The following is an 18,708-nucleotide window of genomic DNA, read 5'->3' on the forward strand; positions in this document are numbered from 1 at the left end:
TACAGACAAATTTTTTAGCATGACAGGCTGGATTTATGGACGCAGTGACTCAGGTAACCAAACAGCGGCAGGAATTGGAAAGCGCGGTTGCCCGCGCCTTAGCATTAGCGGCAAAAGAGAGCGATGCCGCGGAAGTTGCGATCACCAAAACAACAGGTCTTGGTGTCAGCACCCGTTTGGGTGAAGTAGAAAATGTTGAATTTAACAGTGATGGCGCACTGGGTATCACCGTATACCGTAATCAGTGCAAAGGCAGTGCATCAACTACAGATCTGAGCGAGCAAGCCATTCGCCAGACGGTTGCTGCGGCACTTGATATTGCTAAGCATACCTCCCCGGATCCTTACTCTGGCCCAGCCGATAAAGCGCTGATGGCTTTTGAGAGCCCCGATTTGGATCTGTTTCACCCGATGCATATTGATCCGGATATGGCCGCCCGTTATGCGATTGAAGCAGAAAAAACCGCATTGGCGGCCGATCCGCGCATTACCAACAGTGATGGCGCTGCATTCAACAGCCATTATGGTGTGAATGTGTACGGCAACAGCCACGGTTTGTTGCACAGTTATCCGTCGAGCCGCCATTCATTGTCGTGCAGCATGATTGGTGAGCAAAACGGAGAGATGGAGCGCGATTACAGCTACACTATCGCCCGTGATGCAGCGGATCTGATGAGTGCCGAGTGGGTCGGGCAGGATTGTGCACGCCGTACCCTAAGCCGTCTGGGCGCACGCAAAATTGCAACCACCAAAGCGCCGGTAATGTTTTCAGCTGAAGTAGCAACCGGCCTGATAGGCCATATGGTCTCTGCGATCAGCGGGGGCAATTTGTACCGTAAATCCTCATTTTTGCTCGATCATTTGGGGCGTCAGATTTTACCGAGCTGGTTTAACATTGCCGAGCAGCCACATCTGCTAAAAGGGCTAGCCTCGACACCATTTGACAGCGAAGGCGTACGTACTCAGGATTTGCAAATCATTCAAGATGGTGTTTTACAAACATACCTGTTGACCAGTTATGCGGCCCGTAAAATGGGCATGCAGGCCACGGGCCATGCGGGTGGCATTCATAACTGGAAAGTACAGCACAGTGGGCAAAGTTTTAGTCAGCTGTTGCAGCAAATGGGCACTGGTTTACTGGTGACTGAATTGATGGGCCAAGGCGTAAACAGCGTTACCGGAGATTATTCACGCGGTGCGGCCGGTTTCTGGGTTGAAAACGGTGAGATAGCCTATCCGGTATCAGAAATTACCATTGCCGGTAATTTAAAAGATATGTTGGCTAATATTATTGCTGTTGGCAGTGATTATGAGCTGCGGTCTACCATTCAAACGGGCTCTATTTTACTTGATACCATGAAGATTGCCGGTAGTTAATTATTTCTTAATGACGTGGTTTGAGTAAAGCATAAAATAAGAAAGCAAGTTTCTAATAAGTTAGTGGTGGGGTTAAGTAAAGTAGAATAAGTAAATATAACAGTATTAACTGCACCAATTTAGCACTGATACCGCCATATCAGGTTTGGTGAATATAGCCTTACTGCCAGAAAAAACATTACTTTTATTGAATTTAAAACCAGTCAGAGATGGCTGGTTTTTTTCTCTAACAAAATAATTGTGACTTATCGGTGAATGGTTATACTGGAGATGTTTTATTTTTGTTTTTTTTATGTAGTGCATAGGAGCGTGCAAAATGAGTATAACAATGAGAACAACAATGAGAACAACAATAGGTACAACCAAAATGCGTAAAGCCAGTAAATTACTGATGTTAACTCTCGGTGCAGTGTTGTCGCTATCAGCCGTGAGCCTGCCTGCGCATGCTGATGTTGAGTCCTCCATGAAGACCATTGCGCGTAACTACCGTGCAGCCGGAAAAGCCGATACTCCTGAATCCTTGAAAAAAGATCTGCAGGCAATCAAAACGGCAGCATTGCAAGCCAAAGAACAAATGCCGACTAAACCAAAAGGTATCACTGAAAACAGCCATGCTCATCATACCTACATTGAAGGGTTAGATAAGCTACTCGGCCAGACAGATCAGGCTATTGCCTTGGTGGATAATGGCAAAATGAAAGAAGCTAAAGCGATGTTAGATGAGATGAAATTTGCACGTGATCACTATCATAAAGAACTGAAAGTAAAAGATTAATATGCGTGAGCATTGGGATAGTGTTGTGAGAACAACCCACTGGCTGATTGCAGTGGGTTTTATTGCCAACCGTTTTATTAATGAACCGGGTGAATTGGTACATGAGCGTATTGGCTGGTTAATTTTAGCGTTAGTAATAATACGCTTGCTATGGGGGGTTAGTTTTGCTCCTCAGCCAGCACGGTTACGCCAATTTTTACCCAGCTGGCATGGATTACGGCATCACTGGGGTGAAATAAAAACCCGTCAGTTCTCTTCGGCATTAGGCCATAATGCGCTGGGCGCACTTGCGGTTTGGGCGTTCTGGTTTGGCCTAATTCTGATGGTGTTGACCGGTTGGGCACAAAATACCGAATTAGCTGATAACTGGCCAATCAGCACATTACACAGCGGTTTGGCCAATATGTTAACCGTATTGGTTGTCGTACATATTGTCGGTGTCGTGGTGATGTCATTCTTGAGTAAGCGCAATCTTGTTGCGGCGATGTTGCCTGATGTTTCTGGGCCGGATAAAAACATGCTGGATAAATAAGTCATTGCAAACTCACACAAGAATAAAATAGTCTTATGTTTATTCTTGTGTTCTCTTTCTCTTTATCCCAACTGAATTTATTTTGTGATGACATTAATTCCTTTATTTATTCCGATTAATATATTTATTATTTAATGTAAATGATAAGGGTGGTCACTCTGACAATTTGAGTATTAATTACTTTTCTATAATAGAAAGATAAAGCTGAAATAATCTATCAGTCTATTGTTGTAGCGCAGAGTATTTGAATTAAAAAAGGTTAGATGAGTAAGTAATTAAATTAAATTTAAAAGTGATGCATTTGCATCACTCTTCATCAAATCCAGCATTAATCAGCTCAACTACTGCATGTAATGCTTCTGCTGCCTGAGGGCCGTTGGCTTGTACTTCAATGGTTTGCCCTTGTGCTGAAGCCAGCATGATCATTGCCATGATGCTGCTACCCTCAGCCTCTTTGCCATCATCACTGCGCAGCCTGATTTCTGCATCAAAGCTTTGCATCAGCTCAAAAAGTTTCATTGCTGGCCGGGCATGCAGACCCAGCCGGTTTTTAATTTCAACTGTTGTTTTGAGCATCTTTTGGCCGTTTTTCTAATGTTCGGTGGCGCGACTGCACATTTTTACCCCGTGTACGGAAGTAATCAGCCAGTTGCTCGGCAATATATACAGAACGGTGTTTACCACCGGTACAACCAATAGCAACCGTAAGATAGCTGCGATTATTGGTTTCGAGCATTGGTAGCCACTGCTCAAGGTAGCTGCGTGTTTGGTAGATAAAGTTGTGGACTTCAGTATGTCGAGCCAAAAAGGCGGCAACCGGTTTATCTAGCCCGGTCATCGGGCGCAGCTTTGGATCCCAGTGCGGGTTAGGCAAAAAGCGCACATCAAAAACATAGTCAGCATCAATCGGAATACCGTGCTTAAAGCCGAATGACTCAAACACCATAGTCAATTCACGTTCACGCTTGCCAAGCAGCCGTGAACGCAGCATTTCTGCCAACTCGTGCACAGACATCTCAGTGGTATCAATCACCAAATCGGCACGTGAGCGCAATGGCTCTAGCAGCTCATTTTCGGTATCAATCGCACTTTCAAGGGATAAACTCTGGCTAGAGAGCGGATGCAAACGGCGGGTATCACTGTAGCGTCGAATCAGCGCATTGCGGTCAGCATCTAAAAATAGCAGTTGTGGAATAAAGCCTTCGGGCAGGTCGCTCAGCGCTTTATCGAGTTCAGCCGGAGAGTCGGGCAGGTTACGTACATCAATACTGACTGCGGCAGAGGTTTGTCGATTAAGCAGTGTTTTTGCCAATTCAGGTAACAGAGCTACCGGTAAATTATCGACACAGTAAAACCCCATATCTTCAATCGCCCGTAAGGCGACTGATTTTCCTGAGCCTGAACGTCCACTGACGATCATTAACACCATGATCGCGACTCCCTTATTCTGCAATCAAAATCTGATACAGCTCTTCATCGGTTTGAGCTGTTCTTAAGCGCCGGCAAACGGCTTTATCTGACAGTCGTTTTGCCACTGCCGATAAGGTCTCTAAGTGTTCTTTACACTGATCTGCGGGGACTAACAGTGCAAACAGCAGATCAACCGGTTGATTATCAATTGCATCAAATGGAATAGGCTGCTCGCTACGCAAAAAAACCGCAACAGTGGCACTGCCTACTTCTGTTTTTCCGTGTGGAATGGCAATACCGTTTCCAATACCGGTGCTACCCATTTTTTCGCGGGCTAGCATCGCCTCAAACAGTGTTTGAGCCGGAATATTGACGCGTTGCGCTGCCAGCTCACTGATAATTTCCAGTGCGCGTTTTTTGCTGGAGCAATGGACTGCACTTCGCGTACAGTCCAGTGAAAGCACAGTGCTTAGTTGCATAATTACTGCTTGTGTAGTTTATCTTTATGTTTAGTGAGCTGACGGGAAAGCTTATCAATCAGCAGATCAATGGCTGCATACAAAGTCTCATGCTCGGCAGAGGCGTGTAGCTCGCCGGCATTAACATGCAGTGTGGCCTCAGCAATTTGGATATTTTTCTCAACCGTTAAAACCACATATACATTGTTAATATGCTCAAAGAAACGTTCAAGCTTACTGAATTTTGTACCGACATAGTCGCGTAACGCTTCTGTGATTTCTACATTATGACCTGACAGATTAATTTGCATAAGCGTCTTTCCTCATCCTATTGTATCAAACCAAGCGTTTACGCTGATTAGATGGGGGTATCGCAAGTGATTCACGGTATTTGGCGATAGTCCGCCGTGCAACCATGATCCCCTGATCCGCAAGCATTGAGACGATTTTACTGTCGCTCAGCGGTTTTGCGGGGTTTTCTTCTGCAACCATCCGCTTTACAAGTGCACGGATAGCCGTAGAGGAGCACTCGCCGCCGTCATCGGTACTGACGTGGCTGGAAAAAAAATACTTCAGTTCAAAAATGCCGCGCGGGCTGTGTAAAAATTTTTGCGTGGTGACACGAGATATGGTCGATTCGTGCATCTCTACACGTAATGCCACATCAGCAAGCACCATCGGCTTCATGTGTTCATCACCATACTCAAAGAAATCCTGCTGATGTTCAACAATACAGCAAGCCACTTTGAGCAGTGTATCATTTCGGCTCTCTAAGCTTTTAATCAACCACTTCGCATCTTGCAAGTGGGATCGAATAAATTGTGAATCAGCGCTGCTATTTGTTTGGCGCGACATCGCCGCATACTGCGGATTAATCGACAAGCGAGGCATCGCATCACCATTGAGTTCAACATGCCACACACCGGCTATTTTCCTGACGGATACATCAGGAATAACATACTCTGTTTCACGTTGGCACACACTGTGCCCCGGTCGTGGGTCGAGCGTTTGAATTAACGCTATCGCCGCTTTCAGATCATCATCTTTTAGTCGTGTTTCGCGGGTTAACCCCCGAAAATCACGGTTTGCCAGCAGATCAATATGATCGCTGATGATTACCTGTGCCGATTTACGTGCCGGAGTCTGTTTTGGTAGCTGTTTTAGCTGCACCAGTAAACATTCACGCAGATCACGAGCTGCGACACCGAGCGGATCAAAATGTTGTACACGTGTTAGTACTGCCTGTATTTCATCGATCTCAATGCTGCTATCACCAAGGCTTGCGCGGATCTCTTCGAGTGATTGCGTAAGATAACCGGCATCATCTACGGCATCTATCAATGCAATAGCGATGGCATAGTCAATATCACTCATACGTGATAACTGTGCCTGCCAGAGCAGATAATCATGCAGTGTTTCATGAGTCTCACCTTGGTAAAGTGGCGCATCACTGTCTACAGTATGGTTGCCGCTGATGGCCGGTGCACTGTTTGTACTGTAAATATCATCCCATGATGCATCAACCGGCAACTCTTGTGGTATTTGCTGCTGATCGAATGCATCGCGAGAGTCAAAATCGTGCTCAGTATGCTCTTCGTGATGTGCCTGCCCATCTTCACCGGCGTTGAATGCTTCTGACTGAGTATACGTTGACTCCGATATCTCGGGTGACATTTCTTCAATATCATCGGCAAGTTCAAGCAGAGGGTTACTGTCAAGCGCTTGTTGGATCTCTTGCTGTAGCTCAAGCGTTGACAGCTGTAACAGGCGAATGGCCTGTTGTAGCTGGGGTGTCATCGCTAATTGCTGGCTAAGCTTGAGCTGTAAACTTGGCTTCATGTAACCTCAAATATCTGTTACACCTTCAACATGAAGGGAAAATGCAGTATGCATCATTGATGTAAAATCAAAATACAATATGCAATCAACACGTAATCAAATAGAGACTCTGTTGTGCAGATGATAATACGTTATAAACGGAATTGATCACCTAGATATACGCGTTTGACGTGCTCGTCGTCTAAAACCTCTGTAGGTGTCCCATGCGCAATCATATGGCCTTGACTTACGATGTAAGCATGCTCACACACATCAAGGGTTTCACGCACGTTATGGTCGGTAATCAGTACACCTAGACCACTATCACGCAGATGTTCAATGATTTTTTTGATATCAATAACCGAAATGGGGTCAACCCCTGCAAACGGTTCATCAAGCAGGATAAATTTAGGGTTAGCCGCTAAGGCGCGGGCAATTTCCACCCGCCGACGCTCACCACCCGATAAGGCCTGACCTAAGCTGTCGCGAATATGCTGAATATGGAACTCATCAAGCAACTCTTCTGCGCGATCGGTACGGCCTTTATCGTCTAAATCCTGCCGAGTTTCGAGCACAGCCATCAGGTTTTTATAGACACTCAGCCGCCGAAAAATAGAGGCTTCTTGGGGTAAGTAGCCGATCCCTTTGCGAGCGCGTGCGTGCACCGGCAGCAGGCTGATATCTTCGTCGTCAATGCGAATACTGCCGTTATCACGCGCAACTAAACCAACAACCATGTAAAAGGTAGTGGTTTTACCTGCACCGTTCGGGCCGAGCAAGCCAACAATTTCACCGGATTTCACGGTCAGACTGACATCGACCACCACTTTGCGGCCTTTATAACTTTTGGCTAAATTTTCTGCGATCAACGTTGCCATTTAGTTGCTACTTTTCTTGTTGGAGTTATTGAGCTGAGCCGGTTGCAGCACAGTGACAACCCGCTGACCTTTATTACTGAACGCTTCCATTTGTTGTTTTTGCATCAAATAGGTAATGCGGTCGGCCTTCACACTGCTGTCTAGCTGTTTGAGTTCTGCGTTATCAATCAGTTCCACAAAATCAGTACCTAAATCGTAACGCATTTTATCGGCGTAGCCGTCAACCGGTTTGCCGTTATCCTGCATTTGATAAAAGGTGGCCGGTTTGCCGAATGCTTCGATAATCTCTTTGCCTTTTTCATCTTTCGGCCGGATAACAACCACTTTGTTGGCAGTGACTTTGATTGTGCCTTGCGTCAGTACCACATTGCCGGTGAATACCACGGTATTGGTAGCTAGATCGAGAGACTGCTGCTCAGAGTTGATGTTAATCGGTTGATCGGTATCACCTTTAACAGCAAACGCTGGGCGGCTCAACATCACCAGAGTCAAAGCGGCCAGTAAACTACGGTTTTTTAATTTCATAATACGATTTTACCTGCTCTTGAAGTGCTGCCGTTCGATTGCGTAAGTTACCGATCATCTTCAGACCGGTCGAGGTGAAGTTGGCACCGTATAGTTTCACTTCGGTATCTGAGGTTATATCTTGTGTTTTCAGATTGATGGTAGCCTGTGCGGTTTCAAGGCGCTCAAGCTGTGAATCTGGCGTTAGGCTGTTAACTTCAACGTTATTCTTCAGATACAGCATCCGATCTTTGGTTAATACGGCGCTGTCGGCACGCACCATCCAGATGGGAATCCCGGTTTGTGAATAGAGCGTCATCAGGGGTTGGGTAAAATCAGTATCCCCGGTTTCTGCGTAATACTTCACGTTGGTCGAGACCAATTTATAGTGCAGCTTTCCTTCTGGATCATACACTACGGTCAGCATATTGTTGCCCCAAAACGAAGGGTCACCTTTAACCGTACCCAGTGTCGGGGCTACCTGCTCAGAGGTGGCAACAAGCCACCCGACAAGTACAATTGCAATCGCGCCGAGAAACAGACTCAGGCGGACATTCATATGGAGTGCCCCTGTGCGCTTTCAAGTTTACCTTGTGCCAGCAAAATCAGATCGCACAGCTCACGTACCGCGCCGTGCCCACCTTTAAAATTGGTGGTGTAATCAGCCCGAGGCAACAACAGTGGGTGGGCGTCTGCCACACACACTGATAGACCAACCTCTTTCATTACCGGCCAGTCAATCAAGTCATCGCCAATATAGGCAACCTGCTCGGGGCGTAGGCTCAGAGTGCTAATCAGTTCACGAAAGGCGATAATTTTGTCGAGTTGCCCCTGATACAGGTGGGTGATCCCAAGTGTTTTCGCACGGTTGGCAACCAGTTGTGATGAGCGGCCGGTAATGATCCCGACTTCAATATCAGAGGTTAGCAGGCAGCGAATTCCGTAACCATCACGCACATGAAAGGCTTTTAGCTCTTCACCCTGATTTCCCATATAAATTAACCCATCAGATAGCACGCCATCAACATCACAAATCAGCAGCTTAATTTGCGCGGCGCGCTCCAGTACCGAACGATCTACGGCACCGTAACAGGTATCAATTAACATTATACTACTCCGGCTTTTAACAGATCATGCATGTGGATAACCCCTACAAGCACATCATTTTGTGTTACCAATAGGCACGAAACACAACGCTTTTGCATCATATTGAGTGCTTCAACGGCTAATGATTCAGGGTCAATGCGCAGACCACCGCGTGTCATCACGCTCTCGATGGCGATATTATTCAGATCGTGGTGTAAATCGAATACCCGGCGCAGATCGCCGTCGGTAAAAATGCCCTGAATATGCATTATGTCATCACAGATTACTACCATTCCCAGTTTCTTGCGGGAAATTTCCAGCACGGTATCGCGTAAACTGGCAGTGGGCGCGATAAAAGGCAGATCATCGCCGGTGTGCATAATGTCTTTCACTTTCAGCAGCAACTTACGCCCGAGCGCACCACCGGGGTGCGATAGCGCAAAGTCATCAGCGGTAAAACCGCGTGCTTTGAGTAGCGCAATGGCAAGGGCATCACCCATAACTAAGGTTGCGGTTGTGCTTGATGTTGGGGCAAGGCCAAGTGGGCAGGCTTCTTGCGGCACATGAATACACAAGTGAGCATCTGATAGCCGACCCATGGTGCTGTCAGGCTTACTGGTCATGCAGATCAGTGGATTACCAAGGCGTTTGATCACCGGGATCAGGGTTAAAATTTCGTGTGCTTCACCAGAGTTTGAGATAGCCAGAACCACATCATCTTTACTGAGCATCCCTAAATCGCCGTGGCTGGCTTCGCCTGGATGAACAAAAAATGCCGGTGTTCCGGTGCTGGCAAAGGTAGCGGCAATTTTGCGCCCGATGTGGCCTGATTTTCCCATTCCCATGACAACCACTTTGCCACTGCATTCGTAAATTAACTTACAGGCGTGCGCGAAATTGGCGTCAATATACTGATCGAGCTGATCAATACTGTCACGCTCAATAGTCAGAACGTGGCGTCCCCAGTGCTGGAAGTCAAAAGCATTTGGCATCATGGCTCTCGCAAATTAAAAAGAGTTTTCGCAAAAAAATGCGCAGCAACATCACTCTTACGGTGTGTGATTGTCTTATGCCTGCATCTGTTGCAGCAATATTGCCAGATAAGCAATAAAACTGCCCAACAACAGCACGCCGGCAATACGGCCAATACGGTGGCAGCGGCGCAGACACAGTGCCGTCAAAAACAGGCTAGCCCCCATCATAACCATAAAATCACGGCTAAATGCTGCGGGGTCGGTTGCAAAAGGGGAAATTAATGCCGGAATACCTAATACTGTCAAGATGTTAAAGATATTCGAGCCAATGATATTGCCCAGTGCCATATCATCTTCGCCCTTGAGCGCGCCGGTCACTGAGGTTGCTAGCTCCGGTAAACTCGTACCAATGGCGATCACTGTCAGGCCGATAATCAGCTCGCTCATGCCTAATGCATGTGCAATGACAGTGGCGTTATCCACCATCAGTTTTGATGAGAGCGGCAGCACAATCAGACCAACCATCAACCAAAAACTGGCGCGGCCACGGCTGATACCTTCAGGAATATCATCATCATGCTCGGTACTGCCAGTACGTGCTGCGTGGCGGGCAAGGTGCGTCATGTAGAGCATAAACAGCGCAAATACCGCTAATAGGATAAAAGACTCTATCCTGCCTAAATAATTGTTGTACAACAAAATACCGGCCAGCGCAGAAACGCCCAACATAATGGGTAATTCGCGTTTAATAATCGTTGTGTTGACTTTTAGCGGGCAGATTAACGCTACTACACCTAAGATTAACAGGATATTGGCGATATTCGAACCAATTGCATTCCCGACAGCGGTATTGCTGTGTCCACTGAATGCCGCGGTGGCAGAAACTACCATTTCAGGGGCAGAAGTGCCCATGCCGACAATGGTCATACCGATAATCAGTGGCGGAACGTGAAAGCTTTTTGCTAATGCAGCAGCACCGTAAACGAGGCGATCAGCACTCCAGACCAATAAAACTAAACCCAGCACTAATAAAGAAACGGCAAGCCACATTAAGTAAATCCTGTTGTGATAATTTGTGGTTTAATACATCTGCAATGTTGCAGTACAATTTGTAGTCATCACTTTGATGTAGTCATCTTGTTTAATTACAGCATGTAATGATCATCTGTAATAGACATAAAGAGGATTAAGTGATGGCTAAATACCGTATCGGCATGTGGTATTGCGGCTAATTTTGACTGCCGAACAGCAAAAAGTAAAACGGCAACATTCATTCATGGGTGTGTTGAGATATTAGCGTGGAATGCCTATCATGCCCGCGGCCTAATTATCTCGGTTATTTAAAGAGAGCGTGATGACTCATACTCAGACTCACTTGGTAGAAGTCCGCAATATGAGCTTCTCCCGTGGCGATCGGCCGATTTTTGAGGATATTAACCTCAGCGTTCCCCGTGGCAAAATTACTGCCATTATGGGGCCGTCAGGGATCGGAAAAACAACATTATTGCGCTTAATTGGCGGGCAATTACAGCCTACCTCCGGTGAAATATGGTTTGATGGCGATAATATTCCGTCATTGTCGCGCCGTCAGCTGTATGACGTGCGCAAGAAAATGAGCATGCTATTTCAGTCGGGCGCGCTGTTCACTGACTTAAATGTCTTTGAAAATGTGGCATTTGCACTGCGTGAACACAGTCAGCTACCAGAGCCTTTATTGCGGCAAGTTGTATTAATGAAGCTTGAGTCAGTGGGGTTACGTGGTGCTGCTGATTTAATGCCCGCTGAGCTATCAGGCGGCATGGCCCGCCGAGCGGCGCTTGCCCGCGCGATTGCCCTTGATCCTGAACTGATCATGTTTGATGAGCCTTTTGCGGGGCAAGATCCGATCAATATGGGGATCTTGGTGACGCTGATTCGTCAGCTCAATCAATCGCTAGGCTTGAGCTGTATTGTGGTATCGCATGATGTGCCGGAAGTGCTCAGTATTGCAGACTACGCCTATATTGTTGCAGAACAACATGTGATTGCTCACGGCGCACCACAAGCGCTGCGTGAGCATACTGACCCTCGGGTTCGCCAATTTCTCGATGGAAAAGCCGATGGCCCAGTGCCATTTAGTTTTCCCGCTCAGGATTACCGTACGGAGTTATTTGGCTAATGTTACTCGATACGCTGGCTTCATTTGGCCGCAGCGGGCTGCAAACCTGTGCTACCTTCGGGCGGGCAGGAATAATGCTGGCTGGCGCGCTGATTGGGCGGCCACAACCTAGTAAACAGTTCCCATTGCTACTGCGTCAGCTTTACAGCATTGGCGTGCAATCGTTACTGATTATTTTAGTCTCGGGGCTTTTTATTGGAATGGTGCTGGCCTTGCAAGGCTACATCATTCTGGTTGATTTTGGTGCAGAGACAAGCCTTGGGCAGATGGTCGCCTTATCGTTGTTTCGTGAACTCGGGCCGGTAGTCACCGCCTTGCTGTTTGCCGGGCGTGCTGGCTCTGCCATCACCGCAGAGATTGGTTTGATGAAAGCCACCGAACAGCTCTCCAGCCTTGAGATGATGGCGGTAGACCCGTTACGTCGTGTCATTGCTCCGCGCTTTTGGGCCGGTGTCATCAGCATGCCGATTCTCTCGACCATCTTTGTTGCCGTAGGTGTATGGGGTGGTTCTGTGGTGGGTGTTGACTGGAAAGGCATTGACCACGGTAGTTTTTGGTCAGTGATGCAATCTTCAGTCAGCTGGTCGTATGACCTGCTGAATGGCTTTTTAAAAAGCGTGGTCTTTGCCATCACCGTGATGTGGATTGCACTATTTAACGGATACGATGCCGTCCCTACGTCGGCAGGAATTAGTCAGGCTACGACCCGCACTGTTGTGCACTCGTCGTTAGCCGTATTAGCATTAGATTTCGTGCTTACCGCACTGATGTTTGGGAACTGATCTGCATGCAGCAAAATAAACGATTGGAAATATGGGTAGGTATTTTCATGTTAGTGGGTTTAGCCGCTCTGGTTTTTTTAGGGCTAAAAGTTGCTGACATTAAAGCCTTGGGCAGTGAGCCGACATACCGCTTAACCGCCACCTTTGACAATATCGGTAGCCTCAAACCACGCTCACCGGTCAAAATTGGCGGTGTTGTTATCGGTCGGGTAACGGCTATTTCACTCAACACCAGCAGTTATCTGCCCCAAGTGGAACTGAGTATTTTAGCCAAATATAACGATATCCCTGAAACCAGCTCACTGTCGATTCGTACCTCAGGGCTGTTAGGTGAGCAGTATTTATCACTGACGCCGGGTTTCATTGATACCGATACCGCCATTTTGAAAGACGGCGATAAAATAGAAGATACCAAATCTGCCATGGTGCTTGAAGATCTGATTGGTCAGTTCTTGTACAACACCGGTGGCAGTAACAACACAACTGATGCGGCAGAAAGTTCAGCTGGCGCACATTAAAGAGTAACGTTTAGGAGATACCGAATATGTGGAAGCGTTTTATGATGCTGGCTCTGTTGGTTATCGCCCCTTGGGCGCACGCCGCTGACACCAGTAACCCGTATGTATTGATGAACCAAGTGGCAGATCAGCTGTTTACTGATTTGAAAAACAAACAGCCACAAATTAAGCAAAACCCTAATATGCTTAAGGATATTGTGCGTAAAGAGCTGATGCCCTATGTGCATGTGCGTTACGCCGGTTCACTGGTGCTTGGCCGTTATTTCAAAGAAGCGACTGAAGCCCAGCGTACAGAGTACTTTGCCGCGTTTGATCAGTATCTGGTACAAGCCTATGCACAGGCATTAACTCTGTACTCAGGTCAGAATCTGAATATTGAAAAAGAGAAGCCGCTGGGAGACAGCAACATTGTTTCTATCCGCGTTGATGTGCTTGAGCCGGGTAAAACACCAACCCGCCTTGATTTTAAGTGGCGTAAAAACAGCAAAACCGGCGAATGGCAAGCGTATGACATGATTGCCGAAGGCATTAGTATGATCTCTACCAAACAAAACGAGTGGGCCGGTGTACTGCGCTCCGGAGGTATCGATGCACTGACCAAGGTACTCAAAGATTCAGCCGCCGTTCCTATCACATTAAAGCAGAAAAGCTAATGACAGCACGTGTACAATGGCTGCCGGAACAATCAGGTCGTGTTCTCCTCACGGGGGAGCTCGACCGTGATTCTCTACTCGATTTTTGGGCCCAGCGTGATAACCTCATCCCCGCGCAGCAGGCGTGTGAGATTGATCTAAGCCGATTAAAGCGGATTGACTCAGCCGGGTTGGCATTTTTGATGACGCTGTTGGTAGAAGCTAGTGAAAAGGGCAGCACTTGCACACTGGTTAATATACCGAGTGCCCTAGTCACACTGATCGATTTATCGAATCTGACTAAGATTATGTCGCCATATATTCATACGTCTGAGTCTAAAGCAGATAGCCACCTTGTGTAGCGCCAACTATAAAGTAATCGAGCATAAAATAATCGAGAGTAAAATATGGATAACAATGAAATTAAAAACATCCTGATCAGTGCGTTATCTCTCGATGATGCTCACGTGACCGGTGATGGAAGCCATTTTCAGGTTATTGCTGTCAGCGAACAGTTCACAGCAATGAGCCGCGTTAAAAAACAACAAACCGTCTATGCACCTTTGATGGAATATATTGCAGACAATCGCATTCATGCGCTGTCTATAAAAGCATTGACCCCAGACGAATGGCAACGTGAGCGAAAGTTTCTGCTGCCAAGCTAGTTAATCGAGAGCAGGATTAATGGATAAATTTCAAGTAACAGGGCCTACCCGCCTACACGGAGAGGTGAACATCTCCGGTGCGAAAAACGCTGCACTGCCTATCTTATTTGCCGCGCTGTTGGCTGAAGAGCCGGTGGAAATTCAAAATGTCCCACACTTGCGGGATATCGACACCACCATGAAACTGCTGCGCCAGCTTGGTGCAAAAGTGGAACGTAACGGTTCAGTGCACGTTGATGCCCGTGATGTTAACGAATTTTGTGCACCGTACGATCTGGTGAAAACCATGCGCGCCTCTATCTGGGCTCTGGGCCCGTTGGTAGCACGTTTTGGCCGTGGTCAGGTATCACTGCCGGGCGGCTGTGCCATCGGTGCACGCCCTGTTGATTTGCATATCAGCGGCTTACGTCAGCTGGGGGCAGATATCCAGCTCGAAGAGGGCTATGTTAAAGCCTCGGTGAATGGCCGTCTGACCGGCGCACATATCGTAATGGATAAAGTTAGTGTCGGTGCTACGGTTACCATTATGAGTGCCGCAACACTGGCTACCGGTACTACCGTAATTGAAAATGCCGCGCGCGAGCCGGAAATTGTCGATACTGCAGACTTCCTCAATACCCTTGGCGCTAAAATTTCCGGTGCCGGCACTGATCGTATTACCATCGAAGGTGTTGAGCGCTTGGGTGGTGGTGTACATCGGGTTGTGCCTGACCGCATCGAAACTGGTACTTTCCTGATTGCCGCAGCAATCTCCGGAGGCCGTGTTGTTTGCCGTAATGCCAAACCTGAAACGCTCGATGCCGTACTGGCTAAACTGCGTGAAGCAGGCGCTAAAATTGAGACTGGAAAAGACTGGATCAGCATCGATACTGAAGGGAATCGTCTGAAAGCCGTGAATATCCGTACAGCTCCGCATCCAGGGTTCCCAACTGATATGCAAGCGCAGTTTACCTTGCTGAACATGGTTGCAGAGGGGACTGGTGTTATTACCGAAACCATCTTTGAAAACCGTTTTATGCATGTGCCAGAACTGATGCGTATGGGTGCAAGTGCGGAAATTGAAGGCAACACCGTCATCAGTAAAGGCGTGGCGACACTCAGTCATGCTCAGGTGATGGCAACTGATTTACGTGCGTCAGCGAGTTTAGTACTGGCCGGTTGCATTGCCAACGGTGTGACGGAAGTTGACCGTATTTATCATATCGATCGTGGTTATGAGCGTATCGAAGATAAACTGCGTGGTCTGGGTGCAAAAATTGAGCGTGTAAAAGCTGACGCATAATCTGCGCGCTTTTGTACCTTAGAAAATGAAATTAGAAAATGAAAAAGGCCTGTCTGATTTATCCGGCAGGCCTTTTTTATCGCAATGAATATTGATTATCTGTTTTTTTATCGCATCTTTTGATGGCGTATTTTTACCCTAAAGCATATGGCGATCCGATACTGATTCTTTGCGGCAGATCACGGGTACTCACTGACGCTCACTAAGGGTTATTTAGCGCATTGTCAGGCTTAATGAATCGGATATTCACTGACTGTAACCGGAATAGTCATCTCTTTACCATCACGGATCAGCGCAACCTGAATGGTTGAACCTGGGCGGATCTCCGCTACCTGATCCATCACACCTACGGCACTGACCGCTACTTTGCCATCAATCGATGTCACAATATCACGCACCTGCAAACCGGCGATTGCCGCAGGGCTGGTCGGTTCAATTGCGCCGATAATAATGCCTTGTACCCGCTCAAGGTTAAAATGCGGGCTTCTTGCCGGAACAACTTCACGGCCCTGAACCCCGATATAACCACGGATCACCCGCCCATCACGGATCAGCTTATTCATGATTTTACTTGCCAAAGCGACCGGAATGGCAAAACCAATGCCTTCAGCCGCCTCACCGGAGTTGCTCTTATCTAGGCTGAGTGTGTTAATACCCACTAACTCGCCCAAGCTGTTTACCAGCGCACCACCGGAGTTACCACGGTTAATCGATGCATCAGTTTGCAGAAAGTTTTGTCGGCCAAACGTACTCAAACCGATACGTCCGGTGGCACTGATAATGCCCTGTGTAATAGTCTGCCCCAGATTATAGGGGTTACCGATAGCCAGCACGACATCCCCAACACGAGCAGGGCGCTCTGAATTTTGCGGAATTTCCGGCAGGCTGGTTGAGTCAATTTTCAGTACTGCCAGATCAGTCATCGTATCAGAGCCAACTAGCATCGCCTCAAACACTCGGCCATCTTGCAGCGCGACAATAATCTGATCGGCACTGGCAATAACGTGCTGATTCGTCAGAATATAACCACGGGGATCCATAATCACGCCAGACCCCAGATTGCGGATCCCTAGTGTTTGATCTTCACTGGTTTTACCCATACTGCGGTTATAAACATTCACCACAGCAGGTGCGGCACGGCGTACTGCCGAGTTATAACTGATAGGTTGCTCTGTACCGATTGATAAATGTGGTGCAGGCAGCACCATAGAGCTTTTACGTATTTCAGGATAGAGCCAGAGCACCAGCAAGGCAGCCAGTATTCCCAGTACAATCGCTTTAAGTAGCTTTGCAAGCATAATGGCAGTCAGTTGATGTTGTGAAGCGGAAAGAGGAAGTCAGGATACCGTTACGGTACCCTGGCTTGGCAGAGTATGGCAGCATATCAGGCCTGATTGACATGATATACCGCCATAAAACCCCACAGGGTTGCGCTATTAACGCAGCAACACATATAGTGAGGCATCCCCACGCAGAATATTCATCGCAATAACCGGTGGTTTGCTGTCTAGCACTTTGCGCAGTTCACCCAAATTGGCTATTGGCTGACGGTTGATGCCAATGATTACATCACCATTTTGTAAGCCAATCCGCGCGGCAGATGAGCCTTTAGTCACTTTCGTGATCTGTACTCCGTGGTGTTCGCCTTTGCTGTAATTGAGCAGCTCAGCGCCCTCTAAACCTGGATACAGATTTGATGCGTTAGTCTGCACATCATCACTTTGTGCCAAGGTAACATCAGCATCAAGCGGTTTACCATCGCGCAGCAGACCGAGTTTTACGGTTTTACCCGCGCCCATCGTCGCAATCTTGGCGCGCATCTCGGCAAAGCTGGCAACCGGCTGGCCATCCATCATTACAATCACATCACCGGCTTTAATACCGGCTTTTGCGGCGGCTGAATTTGGTACCACCTCACTGACGAATGCCCCTTTCTGCGCATCCAAATTGAATGCTTTGGCCAGATCTGGGTTCATTTCACCGGCTTTAATGCCCAAAATACCGCGGCGCACACCACCAAACTGGATTATCTGATCAACCAAGTTTTTCGCCATGGTGCTTGGAATGGCAAAACCGATCCCTACGTTACCGCCACTCGGTGCTAAAATAGCCGTGTTGATACCAATTAGCTCACCGTTTAAGTTCAGCAGCGCGCCGCCTGAGTTACCTTGGTTTATCGCTGCATCGGTCTGGATAAAGTTTTCAAAGTTCTCCAGATTCAACCCGGTACGGCCCAGTGCAGAGATGATCCCCGAGGTTACGGTTTGCCCCAAACCAAACGGATTACCTACCGCTACGGCAAAATCACCCACCCGTAAACCATCTGAATTGGCCACTTTAATGGCAGTCAGGTCTTTCGGGTTTTCAAGTTGCAACAAGGCAATATCAGATTGCTTGTCTGCACCCAGTAATTTTGCTTTAAACTCACGGCCATCTTTCAGTTGCACACTGATTTTATCTGCCCCATTAATCACATGGTTATTGGTGATGACATAGCCTTTGCCAGCATCAATAATCACACCAGAGCCCAATCCGCGAAACGGGCGCTCGCTCGACTGCTCAGTCGGGAAATCAGGGCCAAAGAAGAACTTAAACTCTTCCGGTAAACGCTGACGCTGTACCTGAGTCCCCTCCACCGAAATACCGACAACAGCAGGAAGCACTTTTTCCAGCATAGGGGCAAGGCTTGGCGTAGCTTGCCCGTTGATCGCCGCAGGAAGCGCTGCAAGCGCCGGAACCGGACTCAAAGATAAGCCTAAACTTAACGTTAAAGCGCTCAGTAATAGCACTGGTTTTTTCATAGCAACACATCCAACAATCAAGAAAACAGAGTTCAGTAAGGAAAAAGCAATACGCCGTT

23 protein-coding genes are annotated in these 18,708 nt (G+C 47.6%); 10 read left to right on the plus strand and 13 right to left on the minus strand.

From position 1 onward, the window contains the following. The first annotated feature begins 35 nt into the window (after positions 1-35). The 3 genes from pmbA (at position 36) to AC1HDJ_RS04305 (ending at position 2,683) form a co-directional block, all read left to right on the plus strand. Positions 36-1,376 (plus strand): metalloprotease PmbA, encoded by a 1,341-nt coding sequence (gene pmbA / locus AC1HDJ_RS04295; RefSeq protein ID WP_479533627.1) that lies wholly within the window; start codon positions 36-38, stop codon positions 1,374-1,376. 340 nt (positions 1,377-1,716) lie between these two features. Beyond that, positions 1,717-2,151: a cytochrome b562 gene (locus tag AC1HDJ_RS04300; RefSeq protein ID WP_479533629.1), complete on the plus strand. Its 435-nt coding sequence runs from the start codon at positions 1,717-1,719 to the stop codon at positions 2,149-2,151. Between the two features lies 1 nt (position 2,152). After that, positions 2,153-2,683 (plus strand): cytochrome b/b6 domain-containing protein, encoded by a 531-nt coding sequence (locus AC1HDJ_RS04305; RefSeq protein ID WP_479533631.1) that lies wholly within the window; start codon positions 2,153-2,155, stop codon positions 2,681-2,683. Positions 2,684-2,989: 306 nt separating this feature from the next. Here AC1HDJ_RS04305 and npr read toward each other — a convergent pair whose 3' ends face one another. The 11 genes from npr to AC1HDJ_RS04360 all read right to left on the minus strand — a co-directional run bounded on the left by npr (position 2,990) and on the right by AC1HDJ_RS04360 (position 10,861). Continuing rightward, on the minus strand, positions 2,990-3,259 hold the full coding sequence (gene npr, locus AC1HDJ_RS04310; RefSeq protein ID WP_479533633.1) for a PTS phosphocarrier protein NPr: 270 nt from the start codon (positions 3,257-3,259) through the stop codon (positions 2,990-2,992). Further along, positions 3,240-4,112 carry an RNase adapter RapZ gene (rapZ, locus tag AC1HDJ_RS04315; RefSeq protein WP_438622259.1) on the minus strand — a complete coding sequence of 291 codons (873 nt, stop codon included), beginning with the start codon at positions 4,110-4,112 and terminating at the stop codon, positions 3,240-3,242. Before rapZ ends, npr begins: the two co-directional genes overlap by 20 nt. 13 nt (positions 4,113-4,125) lie before the next feature. Next, positions 4,126-4,572 (minus strand): PTS IIA-like nitrogen regulatory protein PtsN, encoded by a 447-nt coding sequence (gene ptsN, locus AC1HDJ_RS04320; protein WP_479533635.1) that lies wholly within the window; start codon positions 4,570-4,572, stop codon positions 4,126-4,128. A 2-nt stretch (positions 4,573-4,574) separates the two neighbouring features. Next, positions 4,575-4,862, minus strand: a complete 288-nt coding sequence (gene hpf / locus AC1HDJ_RS04325) for a ribosome hibernation promoting factor (RefSeq protein WP_479533637.1) — start codon at positions 4,860-4,862, stop codon at positions 4,575-4,577. Between the two features lie 25 nt (positions 4,863-4,887). Further along, the gene (locus AC1HDJ_RS04330; RefSeq protein ID WP_479533639.1) at positions 4,888-6,390 is read right to left on the minus strand and encodes an RNA polymerase factor sigma-54; all 1,503 of its coding nucleotides are present in this window, start codon (positions 6,388-6,390) and stop codon (positions 4,888-4,890) included. A gap of 131 nt (positions 6,391-6,521) precedes the next feature. Beyond that, on the minus strand, positions 6,522-7,247 hold the full coding sequence (gene lptB, locus AC1HDJ_RS04335; protein WP_479533641.1) for an LPS export ABC transporter ATP-binding protein: 726 nt from the start codon (positions 7,245-7,247) through the stop codon (positions 6,522-6,524). Further along, positions 7,248-7,772, minus strand: a complete 525-nt coding sequence (lptA, locus tag AC1HDJ_RS04340) for a lipopolysaccharide ABC transporter substrate-binding protein LptA (protein ID WP_479533643.1) — start codon at positions 7,770-7,772, stop codon at positions 7,248-7,250. Next, positions 7,753-8,310, minus strand: coding sequence for an LPS export ABC transporter periplasmic protein LptC (gene lptC / locus AC1HDJ_RS04345; protein ID WP_479533645.1), 558 nt, complete (start codon positions 8,308-8,310; stop codon positions 7,753-7,755). Before lptC ends, lptA begins: the two co-directional genes overlap by 20 nt. Continuing rightward, positions 8,307-8,858, minus strand: a complete 552-nt coding sequence (kdsC, locus tag AC1HDJ_RS04350; RefSeq protein WP_479533647.1) for a 3-deoxy-manno-octulosonate-8-phosphatase KdsC — start codon at positions 8,856-8,858, stop codon at positions 8,307-8,309. The genes lptC and kdsC overlap by 4 nt, the downstream gene beginning before the upstream one ends. Next, positions 8,858-9,832 (minus strand): arabinose-5-phosphate isomerase KdsD, encoded by a 975-nt coding sequence (kdsD, locus tag AC1HDJ_RS04355; protein WP_479533649.1) that lies wholly within the window; start codon positions 9,830-9,832, stop codon positions 8,858-8,860. The genes kdsC and kdsD overlap by 1 nt, the downstream gene beginning before the upstream one ends. Before the next feature lie 72 nt (positions 9,833-9,904). After that, positions 9,905-10,861, minus strand: a complete 957-nt coding sequence (locus AC1HDJ_RS04360; protein WP_479533651.1) for a calcium/sodium antiporter — start codon at positions 10,859-10,861, stop codon at positions 9,905-9,907. 304 nt (positions 10,862-11,165) lie between these two features. On the opposite strand from AC1HDJ_RS04360, the gene mlaF reads away from it, so the two are divergent. From mlaF to murA, 7 genes are read left to right on the plus strand one after another with little or no spacing between them, the layout of a single operon-like run. Then, entirely contained in the window at positions 11,166-11,969 is an 804-nt protein-coding gene (mlaF, locus tag AC1HDJ_RS04365) for a phospholipid ABC transporter ATP-binding protein MlaF (RefSeq protein ID WP_438630244.1), read from the plus strand. Then, entirely contained in the window at positions 11,969-12,751 is a 783-nt protein-coding gene (gene mlaE, locus AC1HDJ_RS04370; RefSeq protein ID WP_479533654.1) for a lipid asymmetry maintenance ABC transporter permease subunit MlaE, read from the plus strand. The genes mlaF and mlaE overlap by 1 nt, the downstream gene beginning before the upstream one ends. A 5-nt stretch (positions 12,752-12,756) precedes the next feature. Next, the gene (gene mlaD / locus AC1HDJ_RS04375; protein WP_479533656.1) at positions 12,757-13,269 is read left to right on the plus strand and encodes an outer membrane lipid asymmetry maintenance protein MlaD; all 513 of its coding nucleotides are present in this window, start codon (positions 12,757-12,759) and stop codon (positions 13,267-13,269) included. 26 nt (positions 13,270-13,295) lie between these two features. Next, entirely contained in the window at positions 13,296-13,922 is a 627-nt protein-coding gene (gene mlaC / locus AC1HDJ_RS04380; protein WP_479533658.1) for a phospholipid-binding protein MlaC, read from the plus strand. After that, positions 13,922-14,263, plus strand: coding sequence for an STAS domain-containing protein (locus tag AC1HDJ_RS04385; protein ID WP_479533660.1), 342 nt, complete (start codon positions 13,922-13,924; stop codon positions 14,261-14,263). The genes mlaC and AC1HDJ_RS04385 overlap by 1 nt, the downstream gene beginning before the upstream one ends. 45 nt (positions 14,264-14,308) lie before the next feature. After that, entirely contained in the window at positions 14,309-14,566 is a 258-nt protein-coding gene (gene ibaG, locus AC1HDJ_RS04390; protein ID WP_479533662.1) for a BolA family iron metabolism protein IbaG, read from the plus strand. Between the two features lie 19 nt (positions 14,567-14,585). Then, the gene (gene murA / locus AC1HDJ_RS04395; RefSeq protein WP_479533664.1) at positions 14,586-15,848 is read left to right on the plus strand and encodes a UDP-N-acetylglucosamine 1-carboxyvinyltransferase; all 1,263 of its coding nucleotides are present in this window, start codon (positions 14,586-14,588) and stop codon (positions 15,846-15,848) included. A gap of 230 nt (positions 15,849-16,078) precedes the next feature. On the opposite strand, the gene degS is transcribed toward murA, so the two are convergent. Both degS and AC1HDJ_RS04405 read right to left on the minus strand, forming a co-directional pair. Then, positions 16,079-17,146, minus strand: coding sequence for an outer membrane-stress sensor serine endopeptidase DegS (gene degS / locus AC1HDJ_RS04400; protein ID WP_479533666.1), 1,068 nt, complete (start codon positions 17,144-17,146; stop codon positions 16,079-16,081). Positions 17,147-17,284: 138 nt separating this feature from the next. Continuing rightward, positions 17,285-18,649, minus strand: a complete 1,365-nt coding sequence (locus AC1HDJ_RS04405; protein WP_479533668.1) for a Do family serine endopeptidase — start codon at positions 18,647-18,649, stop codon at positions 17,285-17,287. Between the last annotated feature and the right edge of the window lie 59 nt (positions 18,650-18,708).

The sequence above is a fragment of the Plesiomonas sp. ISS29 genome, assembly GCF_056522795.1.

Coding starts and splice junctions, on each gene's coding strand:
- degS (WP_479533666.1), bottom strand. CDS start 17,146: ATGCTTGCAAAGCTACTTAAAGCGATTGTACTGGGAATACTGGCTGCC.
- rapZ (WP_438622259.1), bottom strand. CDS start 4,112: ATGGTGTTAATGATCGTCAGTGGACGTTCAGGCTCAGGAAAATCAGTC.
- kdsD (WP_479533649.1), bottom strand. CDS start 9,832: ATGATGCCAAATGCTTTTGACTTCCAGCACTGGGGACGCCACGTTCTG.
- hpf (WP_479533637.1), bottom strand. CDS start 4,862: ATGCAAATTAATCTGTCAGGTCATAATGTAGAAATCACAGAAGCGTTA.
- AC1HDJ_RS04405 (WP_479533668.1), bottom strand. CDS start 18,649: ATGAAAAAACCAGTGCTATTACTGAGCGCTTTAACGTTAAGTTTAGGC.
- npr (WP_479533633.1), bottom strand. CDS start 3,259: ATGCTCAAAACAACAGTTGAAATTAAAAACCGGCTGGGTCTGCATGCC.
- AC1HDJ_RS04300 (WP_479533629.1), top strand. CDS start 1,717: ATGAGAACAACAATAGGTACAACCAAAATGCGTAAAGCCAGTAAATTA.
- AC1HDJ_RS04305 (WP_479533631.1), top strand. CDS start 2,153: ATGCGTGAGCATTGGGATAGTGTTGTGAGAACAACCCACTGGCTGATT.
- mlaF (WP_438630244.1), top strand. CDS start 11,166: ATGACTCATACTCAGACTCACTTGGTAGAAGTCCGCAATATGAGCTTC.
- AC1HDJ_RS04330 (WP_479533639.1), bottom strand. CDS start 6,390: ATGAAGCCAAGTTTACAGCTCAAGCTTAGCCAGCAATTAGCGATGACA.
- AC1HDJ_RS04385 (WP_479533660.1), top strand. CDS start 13,922: ATGACAGCACGTGTACAATGGCTGCCGGAACAATCAGGTCGTGTTCTC.
- pmbA (WP_479533627.1), top strand. CDS start 36: ATGGACGCAGTGACTCAGGTAACCAAACAGCGGCAGGAATTGGAAAGC.
- lptA (WP_479533643.1), bottom strand. CDS start 7,772: ATGAAATTAAAAAACCGTAGTTTACTGGCCGCTTTGACTCTGGTGATG.
- ibaG (WP_479533662.1), top strand. CDS start 14,309: ATGGATAACAATGAAATTAAAAACATCCTGATCAGTGCGTTATCTCTC.
- mlaC (WP_479533658.1), top strand. CDS start 13,296: ATGTGGAAGCGTTTTATGATGCTGGCTCTGTTGGTTATCGCCCCTTGG.
- lptB (WP_479533641.1), bottom strand. CDS start 7,247: ATGGCAACGTTGATCGCAGAAAATTTAGCCAAAAGTTATAAAGGCCGC.
- mlaD (WP_479533656.1), top strand. CDS start 12,757: ATGCAGCAAAATAAACGATTGGAAATATGGGTAGGTATTTTCATGTTA.
- ptsN (WP_479533635.1), bottom strand. CDS start 4,572: ATGCAACTAAGCACTGTGCTTTCACTGGACTGTACGCGAAGTGCAGTC.
- mlaE (WP_479533654.1), top strand. CDS start 11,969: ATGTTACTCGATACGCTGGCTTCATTTGGCCGCAGCGGGCTGCAAACC.
- murA (WP_479533664.1), top strand. CDS start 14,586: ATGGATAAATTTCAAGTAACAGGGCCTACCCGCCTACACGGAGAGGTG.
- AC1HDJ_RS04360 (WP_479533651.1), bottom strand. CDS start 10,861: ATGTGGCTTGCCGTTTCTTTATTAGTGCTGGGTTTAGTTTTATTGGTC.
- lptC (WP_479533645.1), bottom strand. CDS start 8,310: ATGAATGTCCGCCTGAGTCTGTTTCTCGGCGCGATTGCAATTGTACTT.
- kdsC (WP_479533647.1), bottom strand. CDS start 8,858: ATGTTAATTGATACCTGTTACGGTGCCGTAGATCGTTCGGTACTGGAG.